At 35.8% G+C, this 19,279-nt stretch carries 17 protein-coding genes; 5 read left to right on the top strand and 12 right to left on the bottom strand.

Annotated features, from left to right (window positions below):
• The first annotated feature begins 211 nt into the window (after positions 1–211).
• Complete coding sequence (rnhB, locus tag AC3IS6_RS10090) at positions 212–868, top strand: ribonuclease HII (protein ID WP_489164761.1); 657 nt, start codon at positions 212–214, stop codon at positions 866–868.
• Positions 869–1,069: 201 nt separating this feature from the next.
• Entirely contained in the window at positions 1,070–2,080 is a 1,011-nt protein-coding gene (locus tag AC3IS6_RS10085; RefSeq protein WP_489164760.1) for an OmpA family protein, read from the top strand.
• 88 nt (positions 2,081–2,168) lie between these two features.
• On the opposite strand, the gene AC3IS6_RS10080 is transcribed toward AC3IS6_RS10085, so the two are convergent.
• The 6 genes from AC3IS6_RS10080 to AC3IS6_RS10055 form a co-directional block, all read right to left on the bottom strand.
• Positions 2,169–4,544, bottom strand: a complete 2,376-nt coding sequence (locus AC3IS6_RS10080) for a TonB-dependent receptor (protein ID WP_489164759.1) — start codon at positions 4,542–4,544, stop codon at positions 2,169–2,171.
• A gap of 67 nt (positions 4,545–4,611) precedes the next feature.
• Positions 4,612–5,193 carry a Crp/Fnr family transcriptional regulator gene (locus tag AC3IS6_RS10075; RefSeq protein WP_173964688.1) on the bottom strand — a complete coding sequence of 194 codons (582 nt, stop codon included), beginning with the start codon at positions 5,191–5,193 and terminating at the stop codon, positions 4,612–4,614.
• 92 nt (positions 5,194–5,285) lie between these two features.
• The gene (locus AC3IS6_RS10070) at positions 5,286–5,876 is read right to left on the bottom strand and encodes an NAD(P)H-dependent oxidoreductase (protein ID WP_489164758.1); all 591 of its coding nucleotides are present in this window, start codon (positions 5,874–5,876) and stop codon (positions 5,286–5,288) included.
• 78 nt (positions 5,877–5,954) lie between these two features.
• A complete protein-coding gene (locus AC3IS6_RS10065) occupies positions 5,955–6,776 on the bottom strand; it encodes an AraC family transcriptional regulator (RefSeq protein ID WP_489164757.1) in 822 nt (273 codons plus the stop codon).
• A gap of 25 nt (positions 6,777–6,801) precedes the next feature.
• Positions 6,802–7,500 (bottom strand): lipoyl(octanoyl) transferase LipB, encoded by a 699-nt coding sequence (lipB, locus tag AC3IS6_RS10060; protein ID WP_264522994.1) that lies wholly within the window; start codon positions 7,498–7,500, stop codon positions 6,802–6,804.
• A gap of 6 nt (positions 7,501–7,506) precedes the next feature.
• Entirely contained in the window at positions 7,507–8,262 is a 756-nt protein-coding gene (locus tag AC3IS6_RS10055) for a hypothetical protein (protein ID WP_489164756.1), read from the bottom strand.
• 435 nt (positions 8,263–8,697) lie between these two features.
• Here AC3IS6_RS10055 and lysS point away from each other — a divergent pair, with 435 nt between their 5' ends.
• A complete protein-coding gene (gene lysS / locus AC3IS6_RS10050; RefSeq protein WP_489164755.1) occupies positions 8,698–10,398 on the top strand; it encodes a lysine--tRNA ligase in 1,701 nt (566 codons plus the stop codon).
• 138 nt (positions 10,399–10,536) lie between these two features.
• Positions 10,537–10,770: a hypothetical protein gene (locus tag AC3IS6_RS10045; protein WP_489164754.1), complete on the top strand. Its 234-nt coding sequence runs from the start codon at positions 10,537–10,539 to the stop codon at positions 10,768–10,770.
• A 352-nt stretch (positions 10,771–11,122) separates the two neighbouring features.
• Here AC3IS6_RS10045 and AC3IS6_RS10040 read toward each other — a convergent pair whose 3' ends face one another.
• The 4 genes from AC3IS6_RS10040 to AC3IS6_RS10025 form a co-directional block, all read right to left on the bottom strand.
• Positions 11,123–11,725 carry a hypothetical protein gene (locus AC3IS6_RS10040; protein WP_489164753.1) on the bottom strand — a complete coding sequence of 201 codons (603 nt, stop codon included), beginning with the start codon at positions 11,723–11,725 and terminating at the stop codon, positions 11,123–11,125.
• A gap of 76 nt (positions 11,726–11,801) precedes the next feature.
• Positions 11,802–12,827 (bottom strand): 2-hydroxyacid dehydrogenase, encoded by a 1,026-nt coding sequence (locus AC3IS6_RS10035; protein WP_489164752.1) that lies wholly within the window; start codon positions 12,825–12,827, stop codon positions 11,802–11,804.
• Positions 12,828–12,916: 89 nt separating this feature from the next.
• Entirely contained in the window at positions 12,917–13,333 is a 417-nt protein-coding gene (locus tag AC3IS6_RS10030) for a hypothetical protein (protein ID WP_489164751.1), read from the bottom strand.
• 76 nt (positions 13,334–13,409) lie between these two features.
• Complete coding sequence (locus AC3IS6_RS10025) at positions 13,410–14,333, bottom strand: DUF4274 domain-containing protein (protein WP_489164750.1); 924 nt, start codon at positions 14,331–14,333, stop codon at positions 13,410–13,412.
• Positions 14,334–14,577: 244 nt separating this feature from the next.
• Here AC3IS6_RS10025 and AC3IS6_RS10020 point away from each other — a divergent pair, with 244 nt between their 5' ends.
• Positions 14,578–15,018: a DUF4890 domain-containing protein gene (locus AC3IS6_RS10020; RefSeq protein ID WP_489164749.1), complete on the top strand. Its 441-nt coding sequence runs from the start codon at positions 14,578–14,580 to the stop codon at positions 15,016–15,018.
• Between the two features lie 53 nt (positions 15,019–15,071).
• Here the strand turns inward: AC3IS6_RS10020 and AC3IS6_RS10015 are convergent, their stop codons facing one another.
• Positions 15,072–17,546 carry a zinc-dependent metalloprotease gene (locus AC3IS6_RS10015; RefSeq protein ID WP_489164748.1) on the bottom strand — a complete coding sequence of 825 codons (2,475 nt, stop codon included), beginning with the start codon at positions 17,544–17,546 and terminating at the stop codon, positions 15,072–15,074.
• A gap of 404 nt (positions 17,547–17,950) precedes the next feature.
• Positions 17,951–19,237 (bottom strand): glutamate-1-semialdehyde 2,1-aminomutase, encoded by a 1,287-nt coding sequence (gene hemL / locus AC3IS6_RS10010; protein WP_489164747.1) that lies wholly within the window; start codon positions 19,235–19,237, stop codon positions 17,951–17,953.
• Positions 19,238–19,279: the final 42 nt, after the last annotated feature.

The raw sequence follows: 19,279 nt of genomic DNA, 5'->3' as shown, positions 1-19,279 counted from the left end.
TTATGTAATTTTAACACTTAACACCCTTTTAACACTTAATCCTCAGAAAAAGCAAATCTGTTAAAAAAATAAGATCTGCTTTTGCGAACATCTTTTTAATTGCATCTTTTTTTCTTTTTTTCGCAAATCCACGCTATTATTAAAGAAGAGATTTTAAACGCTATTAAAAAAAATTACAATATTTTTGACTTTGAATATAAAAAAACAGAAAATGCTTCAAAAAAATTACTCAGGACATCTTTTAGAAACCGGAACTGACGAAGCTGGTCGGGGATGTTTGGCTGGACCCGTAACTGCAGCAGCCGTAATTTTACCTGCTGATTTTGAAAATCAAACTCTAAACGACAGTAAACAATTGTCTGAAAAAACAAGATCTCTCCTAAAACCTATTATAGAAGAACATGCCATCTGTTTTGCCGTTACACATTTATTCCCTGATGAAATTGACGAAATAAATATCCTGAATGCTTCGATGAAAGGAATGCAGGAATGTGTTTTAAAATTAAATCCTGAACCTGAGTTTATTATTGTTGATGGAAACCGATCGCTAAATGCAAAGCTGGGTCTAAAGAATACTGTTGGAAAACAATTTACTAAAACTGAAATCGAATTGCTAAAATCGATCCCGAATCAAAGTATTATAAAAGGAGATGCTAAGTTTTTAAGTATTGCTGCTGCTTCAGTTCTTGCTAAAACCTATCGTGACGAATATATGGATCAGATTCACGAAGAATTTCCAATGTACAATTGGAAAAAAAATAAAGGCTACCCAACAAAAGAACATCGCGAAGCCATTAAAAAGTACGGTACTACAAAATACCATAGAATGTCCTTTAAATTACTGCCTACTCAGTTGGAGTTGTTTTAAAAAAAGTGAATCACTTCAGCTAAACGTCGTTCCGTATAAAGTAAACCTATACTAAATCTCCAAAAATGCAAAGACAAAACAAACACTAACAATCACTTTTTCAAAACATTACATTCAAAAAAAACTCCATTAAACTGATTCTTTTTTTTGTTAAAATCTCTTCGCTTTGCTATCTTTGATTTTCAATACAAAACTAACCACATGAAAATCAAATTTTTAACATTATCTCTAATTGCGTGCATCACCCTGGCATGCAATTCCAACAAAAAGCAGAATGATGTGACAGATAACACAGATTCTCTTGTATCAACCCCAGCTACTGAAACTCCCCCAAAAGAGGCTTCAGTTAAAAAATTCGAGATTAATACTATCCCGGTTTCAGACAAACCTCTTGGCGCTTTTCCTTACTTTAACCTACCCGAAAATTACGAAGGCACTCCAAAGAATAATACAGCTGATTATGATGTTGCTTATTTTTGGGTGAAAAATCATTTTGAAAAACCAGAAGGAAAAATGTTCTACGCCAGGATTACTGCAAAAGAAGGAAAATCATACAGCGATCTTGAAGTAGCAAAAAATTTAGAGGAGTTAATTAAAAGTGTTGATGGTGTAAAAGTATCTGAAATGAAAGTTCCTTCGGATTCCTCGCATACAATTCCGGATAACAACCGTGTTAAATACATGAACGGCTATGGTTTTATGGCCAATGCAATTACCACGACCTATCTTATTCGACGTCCGGACAGAAATATCTGGGTCCAGCTTACTCCTGGTGACGATGCTGTATCGGCCGGATGGATGATTCTGGAAACAAAACCTTTTAAAATGACTGCTTCACTTACCAAAGCAGATGAAATGAAAAAAGAGCTCGATTCTAAAGGTCACATTGCACTGTACATTAATTTCGACACCAATAAAGCTACTGTAAAAACAGAATCTTCGCCTATAATTGATGAAATTCAAAAATTGCTAACTGCTAATAGCAGCCTTAAAATTGCCATCGAAGGTCATACTGATAATACTGGTGTTGCAGCACAGAATAAAAAACTTTCTGAAGAAAGAGCAAATGCTGTAAAAACAGCATTAATCTCTAAGGGGATAAATGCATCCAGATTACAGACAAAAGGCTTAGGTGCAGATAAACCAATTGTCGACAATACGAGTGAAGAAAACAAGGCAAAAAATCGCAGGGTAGAAATTGTAAAATTGTAGTACCCGTTCTCGAAGGCCTTAATACAACAAATGAAAACCGAAGATCCTTTTATTGTTTTCATTTGTTGTCTTTATTCTATGTAAAAAACTAAAATTGAAATTTATATCCAAAATCAGGAGAAAAACCAATTTGATCTTTTTGGTTGACACTATTGGTTAATCGGTTGTATTCCTTCGTAAAAATATTGGTATGGTTGGTCACATTTTGAAGGTCTATATAAAACTGATGAAACCTTTTCTTTGTTTTGCTATTAAATTTAATACCGAATTTAACATCCAGTCTTAAATAAGGATCATACTGTTTGCTAAAGGCATTTGCATCATCTCTAATTTCATAACCTACATTATTTGAAGCAATCAAATCTACTGGTGTATAATAACGTCCTCCTGCTGTTGTGAATTTGGTATCAATCGAAAAAACATTTTTCTTTGCCTTCCCTATTCTAAATTCCTTCCCTCCCAACAGATTGATAATATATCCGTTATTAAAAGGTGAATTTCGCTCTATACCATCGCTTCCTTTATATTTACTTTCAAATAGTGAAGTAGTAAATAAAGCATAATAGCCTTCACTAAAGAATTTTTCGACGGTAAATTCAATACCCTGATTGTATCCACTTCCTTTACTTACCAAAGATGTTTTATCAATGGAATAACTAAAATCAGCCCCCTCTGTCAAGGTAGAATAACTGCTTGGAAAAGACTGAACTCCGGCCTTACTTATATCCTGATAATAAACCTCAACCTTTGCTCTCCATTTTCTGGCCAGTCGCACATCATAGCCCAAAACATAATGCTGACTTTGAACTAAATCCAGATTCTTGTTGGACTGAACCTGAGTTCCATTTACAAATTCATTCAGAAATAATATCGGCACCGGAACACTTTGGTGGTGCAAACCGTAACCAAAACTAATAGTGTTTCTCTGATTTACTGCATAAGCCAGAGCAGCTCTGGGTTCAAAAGCAAATTCTTTATTTATCGAAAAATACTGTCCATGAATCCCCGCATTAAAAGTTAGCTTTTCGGTCAGACGAAATTGCCCCTGAGCAAACGGCTGAATAACATTATAATTTCCACTGTTGTTTATCAGCTGAACAAAATCTGGATAACCGTCACCATCGTTGTCCTGCTGTCTGTCACGGGAAGACATTTTAGCATCAAGTGTATAATTCTCAAAAAGCAAACCCGCCCTGAAAGTTGTTTTTTTATTGATTTTAGAATTGAACAAAGTCGAGAATGTCACTCTGTTTTCATTGTTATTAATATCCGTAAAAGGCAAACGGCTTTCTGCGGCAGTGTTGAAGTTATAATAACGGAAATTCTCGTAAGAGTTATTTGAATTCGCAAAACCGATAATCGTTTTTAAATACGATTTTGTTCCAATGTCCAGATTGTGCTTCAATCCAAACGAAGCAAATCCCGATTTTACGTAAGCATCTTCATCCTGGGCCGCAAAAGGATCTTCCTTATCTATTTTATCTCCCAGAAAATCAATATCCGACGTTCCGTAGATTCCAAAAAGGGAGAAATTGCCAGCTTTACTTTTCCCTAAATCAACATTAAAACTGATATCTCTATAATTGGGCTGTGCATCTGTACCCGCTATTCCCAGAACCCCGACAAAGCCATATCTTGCGGCCGCTACAAACGAACCTCCTTTTTTACCAAGCGGTCCTTCTGCCATAAATTCAACTCCGGGATAAGCACCTGCACTCAGCATGTATTCGTAATCATCGGGATTTCCTTTTCGGAAACTCAGATCAAAAACACCTCCAATTGCATTTCCATACTCCGCTGGAAAAGCTGAAGTTAAAAAATCAGAATTGGCCAAAAGATTTGGATTCAGTGCCGAAATAGGCCCTCCCGTAGTCCCCAATGTCGAGAAGTGATTAGGACTTGGAACCGGCATTCCTTCAATTCTCCACAACATTCCCGATGGTGAATTTCCACGAACAACAATATCGTTTCTGCTATCATCTCCGGTAGAAACTCCTGCAAAATTAGAAACCAAACGTGCCACATCGCTTCTTCCTCCTGCATATCGATTAACTTCTTCGGTCGTAAATTGTTTGGTTGATACTAACGCCATTTTGTTAATAGGTTTGGCTTTATTAGAGCCTGAGGAGACTATAATTTCATCAAGGGTATTGAATTTTTCGATCATCGAAACCGTTAATAAATTATCTTTTCCTGTGGTAATATCAAGATCCGAAACGGAAGTGTTTTCATAACCCCCAAAGCTAAAACTCAAACTCTGTCGCCCCAAAGGGACATTCGCCAGTTTAAAATTACCATCAGCATCTGAAGTGGCATTTTTCTTCTCATCCCCTATCAATAATATAACAACTCCAATAAGTGGTTTTTCGGATTGTTTATCAATAATTTTTCCTTTTACAGTTCCCGTCTGAGCATAGGTTATCAGCCCAAAAAAACCTATAATAATCAAGAATATTCTTTTCATTTTTATTTTGCTTTACAGTTATAAAAGCAAAAGTAAAGAGCTGAATTTTCTTAAAAATTGACTTGGGTTAAGATTTACTGTTCAATGTAATCCTGGTTCTGATCCGACTTAAACTTTCCGGCTGAATTCCTAAATAACTGGCGATGTGTTTTAACGAAACTCTTTCGACTACTTTCGGGCAGTATTTTACAAACCGCAAATAACGTTCCTCATGAGACAATAAAGACATTGCCATATTTCTGCCCGTTAATCCTTTGATCGTTCTTTCCATCATAATCCGAAGAAAGGAATTAAATACCGGATATTCAGAAACCAGTTTTTCAAAATCGTGTTTATAGGCCAAATACAGCACACAGTCTTCCAGAGCCTCGATATTCAGCAATGACGGTTTGTTGTATAAAAAACTCTCAAAATCAGAGTACCAGTCATTTTCAAAAAAGAAATTTCCGGTAGATTCGACACCATCAAGTGAATAATAGTAACGAATGCATCCTTCTGCAATAAAAACTCCAAAATTACAAACATCTCCTTCAACCAAAAGATGTTCATTTTTTTTGACTTTCTTTAGTTTAAGTATGTTTTTAAAGGCCATACTTTCCGTTTCATTAAATTCCATAAATCGAGACAGGTCAGTAATTACATTTTGCATGGTATCAGGTTTTTAGAAAAAATGGTTTAATAGATAACTAAAACTATTCAAAAAAATTGCTCTAAACTGCTCTGAAGCAGAAATATAACAAATTAGTCGCATACAACCTTTTCCTGAAACATTTCCTTAAGCTGGCTAGTCCATTCTGAAATATTCTCGTCAGAAGCTCTGTCGGCCTTATCAAAATAAAAATGTTTTTGAACTTCCAATCCGCAGTACTTAAAAATTCCGAAGTCTGAGGTTAAGGCCAAAGCTTTATCCATTCCGATGGACTCGTATTCTGCACTTGATTTCCCGTGCGAATTGATTATGATGGTTTGTTTCCCGGTCAACAACCCTTTTTGAATCCCCTGGTCGTAGCGATAGGCAAATCCATAACTAAAAACCCGATCGACATACCCTTTCATGATCGCTGGCATTCCGGTCCACCAAATTGGATAAATAAAAACAATACGATCGGCCCAGCTAATAAAATCCTGTTCTGTTTTTACCTCGTCGGCAATTTCTCCCACTCTTTGCCCATTCATATCTTCCAGAGATAAAACCGGATTAAAATGGATGGCGTTTAAATCACGAACAATAACTTCCTGCCCTGATTTCTCAAGGTTCTCTATAACAATTTGTTTGAAGTAATGGTTTAAACTAGCTGAATTGGGATGTGCGTAAACAATTAAATTTTTCATGTTTTCTGTTTTTTAAGATTGAACATGACAAATGTAAAACTGCTGATCCGATCACAATTGTAAGAAAACGAAAAGGGGCTATTCTGTCTTTGAGTTACAGATATCGTTTTGAAATTTCAGGAATTTGGTTGGAGAGATATTCATATAATGTTTAAAATCATGTATCAACTGACTTTGATCGTAATAACCGCATTGCTCAACAATAGCAAGCCAATCTGTTTTAGCATTTTTTAAAATATCTTTTTGAATTGCTTCTACTGCTTTTAAAAAACGTTCGTAACGGCTAATTTCTTTGATGGTATAACCAAAAAACTTCTTTTGATTGAGTTGAACGTTTCGTTCGGATTGATTTGTTTTAGAGGCAATCGCTTTTATCGGATTGATGTTTTTTGCCCTAAAATCGCTTAAAAGAGAGGTAATGGAGTGCTGTTCCCGTAAATAAGGCCGGCAAAACTCTAAAATATGATCCACCCGCTCTTTTGGATCAGAGAATTCTTTTAGTTCCTCCCATAAAGCGGTAAAGCAATTTTCGGCCATCAAAGTATCCGGGTGAACAGGTAAAGAATGAGTTAAAAGCGCATTTCCAAAGAACCGATAGAAAGCATCTTCTTTAAAATTGGCTACCAAAATCTCCGAATCAGGATTTAAGGTGTAATCAAAAGCTTGTTTTATTGGGCCTAAAACGACACATCGTTCTGCTTCCAGAATCGTATTTTGCTGTGATTTTAAAGAAGCTCCTTTTCCAAAAACAAAGACTAAGATCGTCTGAAAACTGGGTAATAATGTTTTTGTTACCGGAATATCGGTTTTATTCTCCGCAAAGTAAAAATGAGAGAAAACGGAATCAAATGCTGAAGGAACAGCAATTTTATAATTGTTATTTTCTTCAGCATCTGCCATATTTTTTTGTATTTCAAAAGCCTGTTTAAACAAACTCAGCTTCAAACAAACGGGTTAAATGTTTTATGATTTTTGCCTTTACTTCTGCCTCATCTACTTTTTCGACACCAAGTTCTACCTGCAATGAGGTCACTCCTTTACCGCGGATTCCACACGGAATAATATTATCGAAGTATCCCAAATCAACGTTTACATTTAGAGCAAATCCGTGCATTGTTACCCAGCGTGAGGCGCGAACACCAAGCGCACAAATTTTTCTGGCAAACGGAGTTCCTACATCTAACCATACTCCGGTTTCTCCATCGCTTCGTCCGCACTTTAAACCGTATTCTTCTAAAGTTAGGATAATAGATTCTTCCAAAAAACGTAAATACTTATGAATATCGGTAAAGAAATTTTCCAGATCTAAAATGGGATAACCTACAATTTGCCCCGGTCCATGATAAGTAATATCACCTCCACGGTTAATTTTATAAAAGGTAGCTCCTTTGGCCTCCAGTTGTTTTTCGTTTAAGAGCAAATTCTCAAAATCACCACTTTTACCAAGCGTATAAACATGCGGATGTTCTACAAATAACAAGTAGTTGGGTGTTTCTAAATCAAGCTCTTCTCTTCTGTTTCTGATTTTTAAGTCGACTATGTCTTTAAAAAGTTCTTCCTGATATTCCCAGGTCGATTTATAGTCTTTGCTTCCTAAATCCTGAAGTTGAATTTTTTTATTCATTATTAATTATTTTTCAAACTCAACATCAAAGTTAAGCTTGTCAGGATTCTCCATATAATCCGTAAAAGGGTATTGAATTGTAATTGTTTTGCGATCTTCACTAAATAAAGCAGTCGGGTTTGATACTTTTTTAATGCGTTTAGGGAAATGGTATTTTATCACATAAGTAGAGGATGCAAAAACCATTTTTGACATTTCGGCGGTTGAATCCTGTACTTTTGCGGACAGTTTTTGTTTGTCAACTATCGCTTTACGGCTAAATTTCTTTCCGTCATAATTGTAGTTTACTTTACTGCTGTTATCTCCGAAACCTCCTGAAAAAGGTGTTGAAGCATCTGCTCCTCCTGTCAGTTTTTGAAGAGTGTTGATGGATTGTAATATGTCGTGTAATTCGTTTACATTTTTAAAATTTTCTGAAAAATCCATCAGAAATTCTTTTTTCTCCTCGTTCGTTTTAATATTAACCACAAGGTCTTCCAGCTTTTTAATCTCACTTTGAGCTTCAGGGGATAATTTTGAAATGCTTTCGCTTTTATCCGCCAATAATTGTTTGAAGGTAAAAGTAGAATCTACATTTTTTTTGGCATCAGCTCCCAATTGATCTCCTATCTGATTCCCCGCCATGGCCATTAAAGAAGAACCGTCCATGTTTAAAGAAAACTTTCCTGTTCCGTTATCATTTACATAAATACTCTCGGTAAAAGTACAACTTGCGAGTGTTGCTACTAAAAAAGAAAAACTAAGTAGTTTGTATAATTTCATCGTGGTTAATTTTTTCTCAAAGATACGAAGTTTGGTTAATTGTTTAATCGTTTTGTTAGGTTCTTAGGTTCTTAGGTTCTTAGGTTCTTAGGTTCTTAGGTTCTTAGGTTCTTAGGTTCTTAGGTTCTTAGGTTCTTAGGTTCTTAGGTTCTTAGGTTCTTAGGTTCTTAGGTTCTTAGAAAATCATCGAAGATGATTTTCTAAGAACAGCTAGATTAGCTTTTCAACTCAAACGTTTTTTGAAAACAAAAACGTCTACTCTAGCCCCGATAGCAGCGGTATCCTTTTTTGCTTTTTCTGCAAAAAAGATACAAGTGGATAGCGGGACAAAACCACCTTGAAAACCCGAAAATTACTGCTTCAAAAAATCTAAAATCAGCATTCTGAAATCTACATTCTTTTCTTTATCTTTGCACACTTAAAAAAGAGCACAAAATGGCACTATCAGAACAAGAAATCATCCGAAGAGAAAAACTTCAAAACTTACGCAACTTAGGAATCAATCCTTATCCGGCTAATCTTTTTCCTGTAAATCATACTTCAAAGCAAATAAAGGAGTCGTTTGAAGAAGGTAAGAAGGTGATCGTTGCGGGACGTTTGATGAGTGTTCGTGATCAAGGGAAAGCTTGTTTTGCTGAATTGCAGGATAGTGAAGGGCGTATTCAAATGTATGTGAATCGTGATGTTTTGTGTGAAGGTGACGATAAAACTTTATACAACACAGTATTTAAAAAATTAACCGATTTAGGTGACTTTATTGGTATCGAAGGTGAATTGTTCACGACTCAGGTTGGAGCGAAATGTATTCGTGTGAGCGGTTTTACTTTTTTGAGTAAAACATTACGTCCGTTGCCATTACCAAAAGTGGATGAAGACGGAAATGTACACGATGCATTTAATGATGCTGAATTACGCTACAGAATGCGTTATGTAGATTTAACAGTGAATCAACATGTTAAAGATACTTTCATCAAACGTACCAAGTTATTTACAGCAATGCGTGGTTACTTTAATGATGCAGGATATCTTGAGGTTGATACTCCGGTTTTGCAGTCGATTCCCGGTGGTGCTTCGGCAAGACCTTTTATTACGCACCATAATTCGCTTGACATTCCGCTTTACATGCGTATTGCAAACGAATTGTATTTGAAAAGATTAATTGTTGGTGGATTTGAAGGCGTTTATGAGTTTTCCAGAAACTTCCGTAATGAAGGAATGGACAGAACCCATAACCCTGAGTTTACAGCAATGGAAATATATGTAGCCTACAAAGACTACAACTGGATGATGGAATTTGCAGAAGGACTGCTTGAGCATTGTGCTATTGCCGTAAACGGAACTAGTGAAGTTACTTTTGGCGAGCACAAAATTAACTTTAAAGCGCCTTACGCCCGTGTTACGATGACGGATTCGATCAAACATTTTACCGGTTTTGATATCTCAGGAAAAACAGAAGAAGAGCTTTTTGAAGCTGCAAAAGGAATGGGAATCGAAGTTGATAAAACAATGGGGAAAGGAAAACTAATCGATGAAATCTTTGGTGCAAAATGTGAAGGAAATTACATTCAGCCTACTTTCATTACCGATTATCCGAAAGAAATGTCTCCGTTATGTAAAGAACATCGCGATAATCCAGACTTAACCGAACGTTTTGAACTAATGGTTTGCGGTAAAGAAATTGCGAATGCTTATTCTGAATTAAACGACCCAATTGATCAAAGAGAGCGTTTTGAAGATCAAATGCGTCTGGCTGCAAAAGGTGATGATGAAGCAAACGGTATTATCGACGAGGATTTCTTAAGAGCCTTAGAATACGGTATGCCTCCAACATCCGGAATGGGAATTGGAATGGACCGTTTGATTATGTACTTAACCGATAACGCATCTATTCAGGAAGTTTTATTATTCCCGCAAATGCGTCCGGAGAAAAAACAGACTGTCGAATTATCAGACGAAGAGAAATTTATCGTAGACTTATTAAAAGGAAATGAAAATAAAATGGATCTTCAGCAACTAAAAATCACTGCAAATTTAAGCGGTAAAAAATGGGACGCTTCCATGAAAAACTTATCTAAACACGGTTTGACTAAAGTCGCTGTTGAGGGTGAGTTTAAATTTGTGGAATTGGTAGGATAGTTTTTTTTTTAAAATTCAAATTTTGGAAAATCCAAATTCCAAAACTGATATATGATAATTTAAACCCGATAGATTTAAAAATCTGTCGGTTTTTTCTTAGTATATTTTGTATAACCTTGATATTCAAAACTTATGACGATGGGAACACTAGAACTAAAATTAGAAATATTTGACAGACTCAAAAACATTGAGGATATCACTTTACTTGAAAAAATCAGAGGTCTTTTAAAAAACACAGACACTTCTAAAAACTATCAATTAGAACAATATGAAATAGATGTTCTTAATGAAAGCGAGGAAGACATAAAATATGGAAGAGTTATTTCTCAGGAGGATTTAGACAAAGAAGATTTAGAATGGCTGTCAAAGTAATCTGGACTAAAACTGCTGTTTTACAAAGAAGAAAAATATTGATTTACTGGACTAAAAGAAATAAATCCTCTGTTTATTCTAAAAAGTTAATTGCCGAAATTGCACAAAGAGTCCAGTTTTTAATTCTCAATCCTGAAATCTACGTTAAAAACAAATTTTCCTGGCATACGGACATCGACATTAGGGCATTATAATATTTTCTATAAATTAACTCCTAAAGAATTAATTGTGATGGCCTTTTGGTACAATCGCCAAAATCCCAAAACGTTGGCTAAAATTTTAAAAAAATAAAATGCTTTTGTCCGAAAAAAGTAAATCCGACAGATTTTAAAAACCCGTCGGGTTTGTTATTTTAAAACGAGTACTTCTCCAACTTCTTCCCATCGATATCCAAAACCTTTGCACTCTCTCTTGTAGCCTCCTCTTTAACAACTTCCTGAACAGATGGATTTGACGGATATTTTCCGTTTTTTAGTTTTAGAAGATGAAATTTTCCTCCGCTTACAACTATTAGATCATAAAATTTTTCAGATACTGAAGTGGTTACATAAATTGGGAAATCAGTTACCGTAAAAGAATTAATCAGACTTCCGTCATTATTTAAAATGTATCCTGAGCAGCCACCACTTCCACAAAAATAGGAATTAGAGAAGCCTACAAAATACTCCTCTTTCTGATCATTATTTAAATCAAATGCATCATAATAAAAAAACCTATCCTCTTTTGTCAGTGCTGGCAAATCTTTCTTCAGCAATGCTAGAAGCTGCTTTCCGATCATCTCTACAACCTTATCGTTTTTATGAGGAGCATCGCTTACATCTGCTGTTCCGGTTGCTGTTTTTGTTATGGTGTCAGTTGCAATGGCTTCAATAACATTCTCTTTTTCTGTTTTTTCTTTGTTCTGACAAGAAATCATTCCTAAAATTAGAAATGCCATTAAAATTTTTCTTTTCATAGTTTCTCTTTTTTTTATTTTTTACGATCACGTTCCTAAACCTGACAGGTTTTAAAAACCTGTCGGCATTGTCAATTTAAACTAACAAAGCGGCTTTATTTTCAATATCATTCTCTGTTAATAAAGATTTTATATTGTTAAAGGTAACCAAAGCAATCTGCGTTAAGGCTTCATTGGTAAAAAACGCCTGATGTGCAGTCACCAAAACATTTGGAAAACTCATTAAACGCTGAATGGCATCATCCTGAATAATATCGGCAGAAAGATCTCTAAAAAATAGTTTTTCTTCCTGTTCGTAAACATCAATTCCTAAATACCCTATTTTACCTTCTTTCAAACCTTCAATGACAGCGGCTGTTTCAATCAATCCTCCACGGCTCGTATTTATAAGCATTACACTTTCCTTCATTAAAGCGATAGATTCTTTATTAATGATATGTTTCGTCTGATCGTTTAAGGGACAATGCAATGAAATCATATCGCTGGTTTTGAAGATTTCTTCCAACGAAACAAACCGAACACCATCTTTTTCCATTTCCGCGCTTGTTACGATATCATACGCCAGAACTTTACAGCCAAATCCTATCGCAATCTTAGCGAAAGCTTTCCCAATATTCCCCGTTCCAATGATTCCGATCGTCTTCCCAAACAAGTCAAAACCTAATAATCCGTTTAATGAAAAATTTTGCTCCCGAACCCTATTGTAAGCTTTATGTGTTTTTCTGTTCAGTGTTAGAATCATTGCCATCGCATGCTCTGCAACGGCCTGAGGTGAGTAAGCAGGAACCCGGCATACTTTCAAATTGTACTTTTTAGCAGCATCCAGATCAACATTATTAAAACCCGCGCAACGCAAAGCAATAATCTTTACTCCTTTTTCAGCCAATTGTTTAAGTACTGCCTCATTGACAATGTCATTTACAAAAACGCAAACAATTGAAGCATTTTCAATCAAAATAACGGTTTGAGAGTTTAATTGCGTTTCAAAGAAATCCAATTCAAACCCAAAAGCATCATTGTATTTATTGAAGAACGTTTTATCGTAAGGCTGCGTTGAAAAAAAAGCTATTTTATTTGTATTTACTGTATCCTTTAAACTCATCTTGATTACTATTTTTGAGGTTTTTATCTTCCTGTTCTACTAAATTAAACAATTCTTCTGAAGTAAATTTCTGATCCTGAAAAATCAGCTTACTTTAAATATTCTTTTCCATACGCCATAACAAATCCATCTTTTGGGCAAAGACTGGAAACATCATAACCTAAACTTCTAAGGATCTCTAAACCATCTATAATTGCTACTTTATTACCGCCATTCCATCCCATTTTCAAACCGTATAAAATACATTCTCTCATATATTTTGGCCGGTTTAAATTAACATTTTCAGTTTCTTTATCAGATAGTCTGGTTAGCACTACTCCGCTATTTAAAGGGTTTCCGTCATACAGATCTTCCCATGTAACGAAGCTGATTTTCAACGGAGTTTGTTTATGATCTTCCAGGAATATCGTTATTTCAAATGTTGCTGCTTCTGTATCAAGCGTATATTTAGTAACGCTTTTGTACCAATAAACATTCTCTTCAACTGTAATTTTTCTTAATACCATACGTTTAAAATGTTACGCTTTGAAAAACCAAACGATCCCTTCGTCTCTCTTTTTAGCAAAAAATCTTCTCTGCTTACTATGCTCTAAACTTCAAATGATCTGTGCTAAACAATAATCCGATTCCACTGTAAGGATCTCTCTTCAGATCATAAAAATCATTTACTCCTTCCAGATCTTTGTACAAATCCAAAATAATCGAAGCAGGTTGAAATCCGTCTATTGTGTGAGCGATAATCGTATCTGCTAAACAGGTCAATTCTTTTGTTACATTTGTAACTCCCAGATTATTTCCGGTTTCCCAATCCCATACAATCCAATCCCACTGGTGTTTTTTATGCATACAATCCATCCACAAATAAGATAGATTATTAATTTTCATCTTCCCTAATTCTTTGGTTTTCCAGTATTCAACACTTTCAACAATGGCGTTTACTGCAGCATCAGTATCATCATAAATAAAATCCGGATTTGAAATCTGAATCATCTTTACAGCATCCGTTATCCTGGTCGCAATTGTTTTTAACTCCTTTTCATTGGGTTTCCTCAAAAAAGCAAATTCAATATCCAATCGTTCGAAAGCTATTCCTCCAGTTTTAAGCAACATTTCACCTGGAATACATGTTGCATTAGAATTTTTATCCAAAAATTCCTGATTTGGATCAAACGAAAAGTTCTCATCCTGATAAAAGCCGGCAAGATATCTTTCCTCAATTTCTTTCAACAATTTATATTGTTCAAAATACAAACCGTCCTTGACTCCCTCTTCACTTTTAAACCTGCAAAAATAATCGGGTTGCAGAAACCAATACAAACAAAGAGCCGTTCCTTTATCAAGTGTTTTTTGTTTGATAATCCATTCAAAAGGCTCGATTCCATCATCATAATTCCAGTTTTGAACAAACTGATGCCATTCTGGAGCAGTTAATTTCTGATACGACATCTCTCCGTTTACCGCTTTTAAAACCCGATTTTTATTCTTTTTGCTAAATAATACTTCCATTTTTTGATTCAGATGATGGCTACTCCTTATTTCTAATATTGAAACAAATTTAAAAAACCATTTCTTATAAAAACATGATAAAAAGCAGAGATCTATGAAGCCCTAACCGTAAACCGCTAAAATTCAAACAAATGAACTGCTTTTATATTTAATTTTGTTAAATAATCTATAATTCTGACTGTCAGATTAAACCTCTTTAATCCAGTAAAGTCTAAGCTATATAAACAATTAAAAAACGTACATCATGAAAAAATTACTTATCGCAGCTTTGTTATTCGTTGGAATAGCGAGTTTTGCACAAGAGGCAGATCAAAAACCTGCACGCGAACCAAAAGAAAGACTAAGTCCGGAACAACGCAATGAAAAGAAGTTAAAAAAACTCACTTCGGAACTCAATTTAGATGCCAATCAGCAAGCGCAGATAAAACAGCTTTTAGCAGACAGAAGCGCCAAAGCTGAAAAGTTTAAAGAAGACCGCAAAAGCAAGAAAGAGAACGGTACAAGCCTGACAACAGAAGATAAAGTTGCTTTTAGAAAACAAATGCTGGATGAACAAGCTGCTAACGATGCCAAAATGAAATCGATTCTAAATGCCGATCAATATAAAAAATGGACTTCCATTCAGGACGAAAATAAAGAAAAAGCAAAAGAGAAAGTAAGAGAATACAAAAAAGCAAACAACTAATATCGTTCATAAAAAAAGAGGCTTAAAAGCCTCTTTTTCTTTAGTATAAAATCTTATTTCGGATTAAGAATTAAGTCTATCCTTTTAATACAATCCTCATAATGATACTTGGTTTCTGCATTTACAGGTCTCGCCTTTGCTGCCAAAAGTGTCGTTCTTAGCGCATTCAACTCGCCACGTACCAAAGCTCTCACATCAGATTGGTTTACATTATAATATACCACTGATCGGTCAGACGGCTTAATTTCTTCGGTCATTAATACTCCCATTCGATCGATATAACCACGTTGCAGGTTTCTTCTGTAGATGGTCACATTTCCGGGTGCTGCTGCTTCTTTCCAGATTCCTTTTCGTGTATCTCTCAATAAATCCAGTGCTTTATAAGTATCTCCTCCAACGATTTCATTATCTACTAATCTGCCAATACGGCCAATACTAAGCAAACTATTCAACTGTCTCACCTGTAAGCTTCTGAATCTTTCCGCATAACCGGCAAAATCAGTATTCTTCAAAGTCGTAACATTTACCATCCATGTTGGCGAAGCAAAAGCATTAGCCTGAAGCCAGTTCATTGCTTCAATCTGTTTGGCTTTTGGTACTACCTCGTAAACATTTCCGGTCTGATTTGGATTTTTAGTGTTTTCATAAACTCCACCAACATTAGTCACCACATGACCTACATATCGGCTCCAAACATCCAGCATTTCTTTGTACAATTCGTCCAGATCTTCATAATTATTAGTCACATTACTCGTCCATTCGTTTAAATGAGCAACAACATATTCCAAATTTTTAAGTCCGTAAGTACTTGCTTTCATTGAATTATTCCCAATATCTTCTGTTTGTGAAGTAGGATCGAAAGCACTACTTTGTTTTCCAAATTTATACAAAGGATTACCCGCTTTATCAAGAATCCATTTATCCAAAGTAGCTGATTCCTCCTGAGGAGATTTCGCATTTGAAATCACTCTGTATCCCCAGTTTAAGGCATAGTGATCATACGCTCCCATCTTACGAATAAAGCGAATGTTTTTATCTCCCGGTTGTGCAATATAATTGTACCTCGCATAATCCATTATACTAGCTGAAATTCCGTTTTGTTGCGTAAAATCACCATTTCGGTAACTTTCTACATCATACGCACAGCTTGCGCCCATATTGTGTGGAAAACCTAAAGCGTGCCCCACTTCGTGAGCAATTACCATACGCATCATTTCTCCCATTTCCTCATCGCTTGTCTGCAAAGTTCGTGCTGACGGATTTGCCGCTCCAGTTTCTAACAAATACCTGTTTCTGTACGAACGTAAATGGTTGTGGTACCAGATAACATCACTTTCGATAATTTCACCGCTTCTTGGATCTGAAACACTCGGACCAACTGCATTTCGGGTGGTACTTGCAACGTAACGGACAACTGAATATCGAACATCTTCAGGGCTAAAATCAGGATCTTCTTCTTTTGTTGGGGCATCTTTTGCAATAATAGCATTCTTAAATCCTGCTGTTTCAAAAGGTTTCTGCCATTCTTCTATTCCTTGTTTGATATATTTTCGTAGCTTTTCAGGAGTAGCAGGGTCTAAATAATAAACTATAGGCTTTACCGGTTCAACCAATTCTCCTCTTGCATACGCTTCCGGATCTTTTGGCTCCAGTCTCCAACGACGAATGTAGGTTTTAAGATCAGATTTTAATTCATTACTTCCATAATCGTACTGACTTACCGTAAACCAGCCTACTCTTGGGTCAGCCAGTCTTGGTGTCATAGGTACTTCAGGCAGTAAAATCATCGATTGATTCATTTGAATACTAATCGATTCGGTATCTTCCAGCATCGATGGTTTCGAAGCATTATACGTCATATCCTGAATTACTTCGATATTCATTGGAAAACTTTTGATCGTATTGATAAAACTTCTTGAATCGTCAAGCCCTTTTACTTTATACGTTTCGCGCATTTCTCCTGATATTCCACTGATCGCCTTAACATCTGTACTGTAAAATTTAGTAACATCAACCACAGTGTTTGCAGAATCTTTACTAAAAGCTACGATATCAAAAGCAAATAACGTAGGCTCATAATTATTTGATTTAACCGAAATACTAATCGGCAAAGTATCATTGGCTACGGCATTGTATGATTTTGATTTGATCAGAATTTTATCCTGAAAACGTTGCCAGACTACTAATTGCTCATTGGTTTCTGATCCCGCGTTTACATAACCTCCACCCAAATTCGAAGGCAGTTTTGACAATCTGCTTACTAAAAGCATGTCTTTGTTCAGGTATTTATTCGGAATCTCGAAATAGTATTTTTTATCGACTTTGTGAACTTTAAAAAGTCCGTCATCAGAGACAGCATCTTTGGTGATTACCTTGCTGTAGTCTTTAATTGCAGATTCTGGTTTCTTTTCCGGCGAGGCAGCTGCCAGCTCATCTTTTTTTGATTTCTTCTTGTTTGATTGCGCAAACTGAGAGACAGGAAATAGCATAAAAGCAGCTATCGTAGTAGAAATGAAAAATTTCTTCATTTATTACAGGTTTAATGGTTATTTAATAAACAAAAATAATTTTTATCCTGAATATACGCCCCAAAACCTATTTATTAACTTTTCATTAACTACTTGCTGATTATAGAGTTTAAATTGTAAAAATGAGACTGAATAGTGTGAGATGTAAACTGTGAAATGTGAAATGTGAAATGTGAGATGTGAACTGCGAGATGTGAACTGAGACTGAATACTGAGACTGAATACTGAGACTGAACACTGAGACTGAATACTGTGACTGAATACTGTGACTGAATACTGTGACTGAATACTGCGACTGAATACTGTGACTGAATACTGTGACTGAAAACTACAAAAAAAGCCCAGCTTTAATAAAAAAGCTGAGCCTCCAATTGAAAAAAAATATATACTTTAACTTCTAAGATCTAAAAGGTCTTTGAAACTTTATCAATCGCATTAATGGTAAAATCCAGATCTTCATAGGTTAAGGCATCGGTAATAAACCAGGTTTCATAAGCCGATGGTGCGATATAAACCCCTTCCTGTAATAAACCATGGAAGAATTTCTTAAACGTTTCATTATCACCTTTTGCGGCAGTTTGAAAATCAACAACCGGATTTGCATCAAAATGAACAGAGATCATCGATCCTACTCTATTGATGGTGAAAACAACATTATTCGCTTTTAAAACCCTGTCGATTCCTGCTTCCAAGTAAGCCGTTTTTTCTTCCAATCGGGTAAAAATAGCACTGTCATTATTTAAAGATTGTAACATCGCCAATCCTGCTGCCATAGCCAACGGGTTACCAGATAATGTCCCGGCCTGATACACTGGGCCAAGCGGTGCCAGATAGTTCATGATTTCTTCACGGGCAGCAAAAGCCCCCACAGGTAAACCTCCACCAATTACTTTTCCGAAAGTTACAATATCGGCATTGACATTATACAATTCCTGAACTCCTCCGCGAGCCAGACGGAAACCTGTCATAACCTCATCAAAAATTAGTAAAATTCCGTTGGCTGTACACAATTCTCTTAAACCTTCCAGAAAACCTTTTTGAGGTGGAATACATCCCATATTTCCGGCAACTGCCTCAATGATAATCGCAGCAATTTCATTTTTATTGGCTTCGATTAAGGTTTTTACGTTTTCTAAATCATTGTACTTTGCCAACAAAGTATCTTTTGCAGTACCTTCTGTAACTCCCGGGCTGTTTGGCGATCCAAAAGTTACTGCCCCGCTTCCGGCCTGAATCAAAAATGAATCTGAATGTCCGTGATAACAACCTGCAAATTTGATAATTTTATCTCTTTTTGTAAATCCACGAGCCAGACGAATTGCACTCATACAAGCCTCGGTACCTGAATTTACAAATCTTATTTTATCAATATTCGGAACCATAGAAACCGCCAAAGCAGCAATCTCCGTTTCTAATTCCGTTGGCATTCCAAATGAAGTACCCAATTTTGCTTTTTCAATTACAGCATCCACAACCGGTTGGTAGGCATGACCCAAAACCATTGGTCCCCATGAATTGATATAATCGATTAATTTATTTCCGTCCTCGTCATACAAATAAGCACCTTTGGCACTTTTTACAAAAATTGGAGTTCCACCAACTGCTTTAAACGCTCTTACCGGTGAATTTACGCCTCCAGGAATTACTTTTTCTGCTTCAGCAAAAAGCTGACTACTTCTTTTATATATCATTCTGATTTTAGATTTTTGAATTCTGAATTTAGATTTTAACGA

The sequence above is a fragment of the Flavobacterium sp. KH_035 genome (genome assembly GCF_057839565.1).
This window is presented reverse-complemented; position numbering and strand designations above follow the sequence as displayed.

Bases quoted from the DNA above. Each gene is read 5' to 3' on its own strand.
- rnhB (WP_489164761.1), top strand. From the start codon at position 212: ATGCTTCAAAAAAATTACTCAGGACATCTTTTAGAAACCGGAACTGAC.
- AC3IS6_RS10085 (WP_489164760.1), top strand. From the start codon at position 1,070: ATGAAAATCAAATTTTTAACATTATCTCTAATTGCGTGCATCACCCTG.
- AC3IS6_RS10080 (WP_489164759.1), bottom strand. From the start codon at position 4,544: ATGAAAAGAATATTCTTGATTATTATAGGTTTTTTTGGGCTGATAACC.
- AC3IS6_RS10075 (WP_173964688.1), bottom strand. From the start codon at position 5,193: ATGCAAAATGTAATTACTGACCTGTCTCGATTTATGGAATTTAATGAA.
- AC3IS6_RS10070 (WP_489164758.1), bottom strand. From the start codon at position 5,876: ATGAAAAATTTAATTGTTTACGCACATCCCAATTCAGCTAGTTTAAAC.
- AC3IS6_RS10065 (WP_489164757.1), bottom strand. From the start codon at position 6,776: ATGGCAGATGCTGAAGAAAATAACAATTATAAAATTGCTGTTCCTTCA.
- lipB (WP_264522994.1), bottom strand. From the start codon at position 7,500: ATGAATAAAAAAATTCAACTTCAGGATTTAGGAAGCAAAGACTATAAA.
- AC3IS6_RS10055 (WP_489164756.1), bottom strand. From the start codon at position 8,262: ATGAAATTATACAAACTACTTAGTTTTTCTTTTTTAGTAGCAACACTC.
- lysS (WP_489164755.1), top strand. From the start codon at position 8,698: ATGGCACTATCAGAACAAGAAATCATCCGAAGAGAAAAACTTCAAAAC.
- AC3IS6_RS10045 (WP_489164754.1), top strand. From the start codon at position 10,537: ATGGGAACACTAGAACTAAAATTAGAAATATTTGACAGACTCAAAAAC.
- AC3IS6_RS10040 (WP_489164753.1), bottom strand. From the start codon at position 11,725: ATGAAAAGAAAAATTTTAATGGCATTTCTAATTTTAGGAATGATTTCT.
- AC3IS6_RS10035 (WP_489164752.1), bottom strand. From the start codon at position 12,827: ATGAGTTTAAAGGATACAGTAAATACAAATAAAATAGCTTTTTTTTCA.
- AC3IS6_RS10030 (WP_489164751.1), bottom strand. From the start codon at position 13,333: ATGGTATTAAGAAAAATTACAGTTGAAGAGAATGTTTATTGGTACAAA.
- AC3IS6_RS10025 (WP_489164750.1), bottom strand. From the start codon at position 14,333: ATGGAAGTATTATTTAGCAAAAAGAATAAAAATCGGGTTTTAAAAGCG.
- AC3IS6_RS10020 (WP_489164749.1), top strand. From the start codon at position 14,578: ATGAAAAAATTACTTATCGCAGCTTTGTTATTCGTTGGAATAGCGAGT.
- AC3IS6_RS10015 (WP_489164748.1), bottom strand. From the start codon at position 17,546: ATGAAGAAATTTTTCATTTCTACTACGATAGCTGCTTTTATGCTATTT.
- hemL (WP_489164747.1), bottom strand. From the start codon at position 19,237: ATGATATATAAAAGAAGTAGTCAGCTTTTTGCTGAAGCAGAAAAAGTA.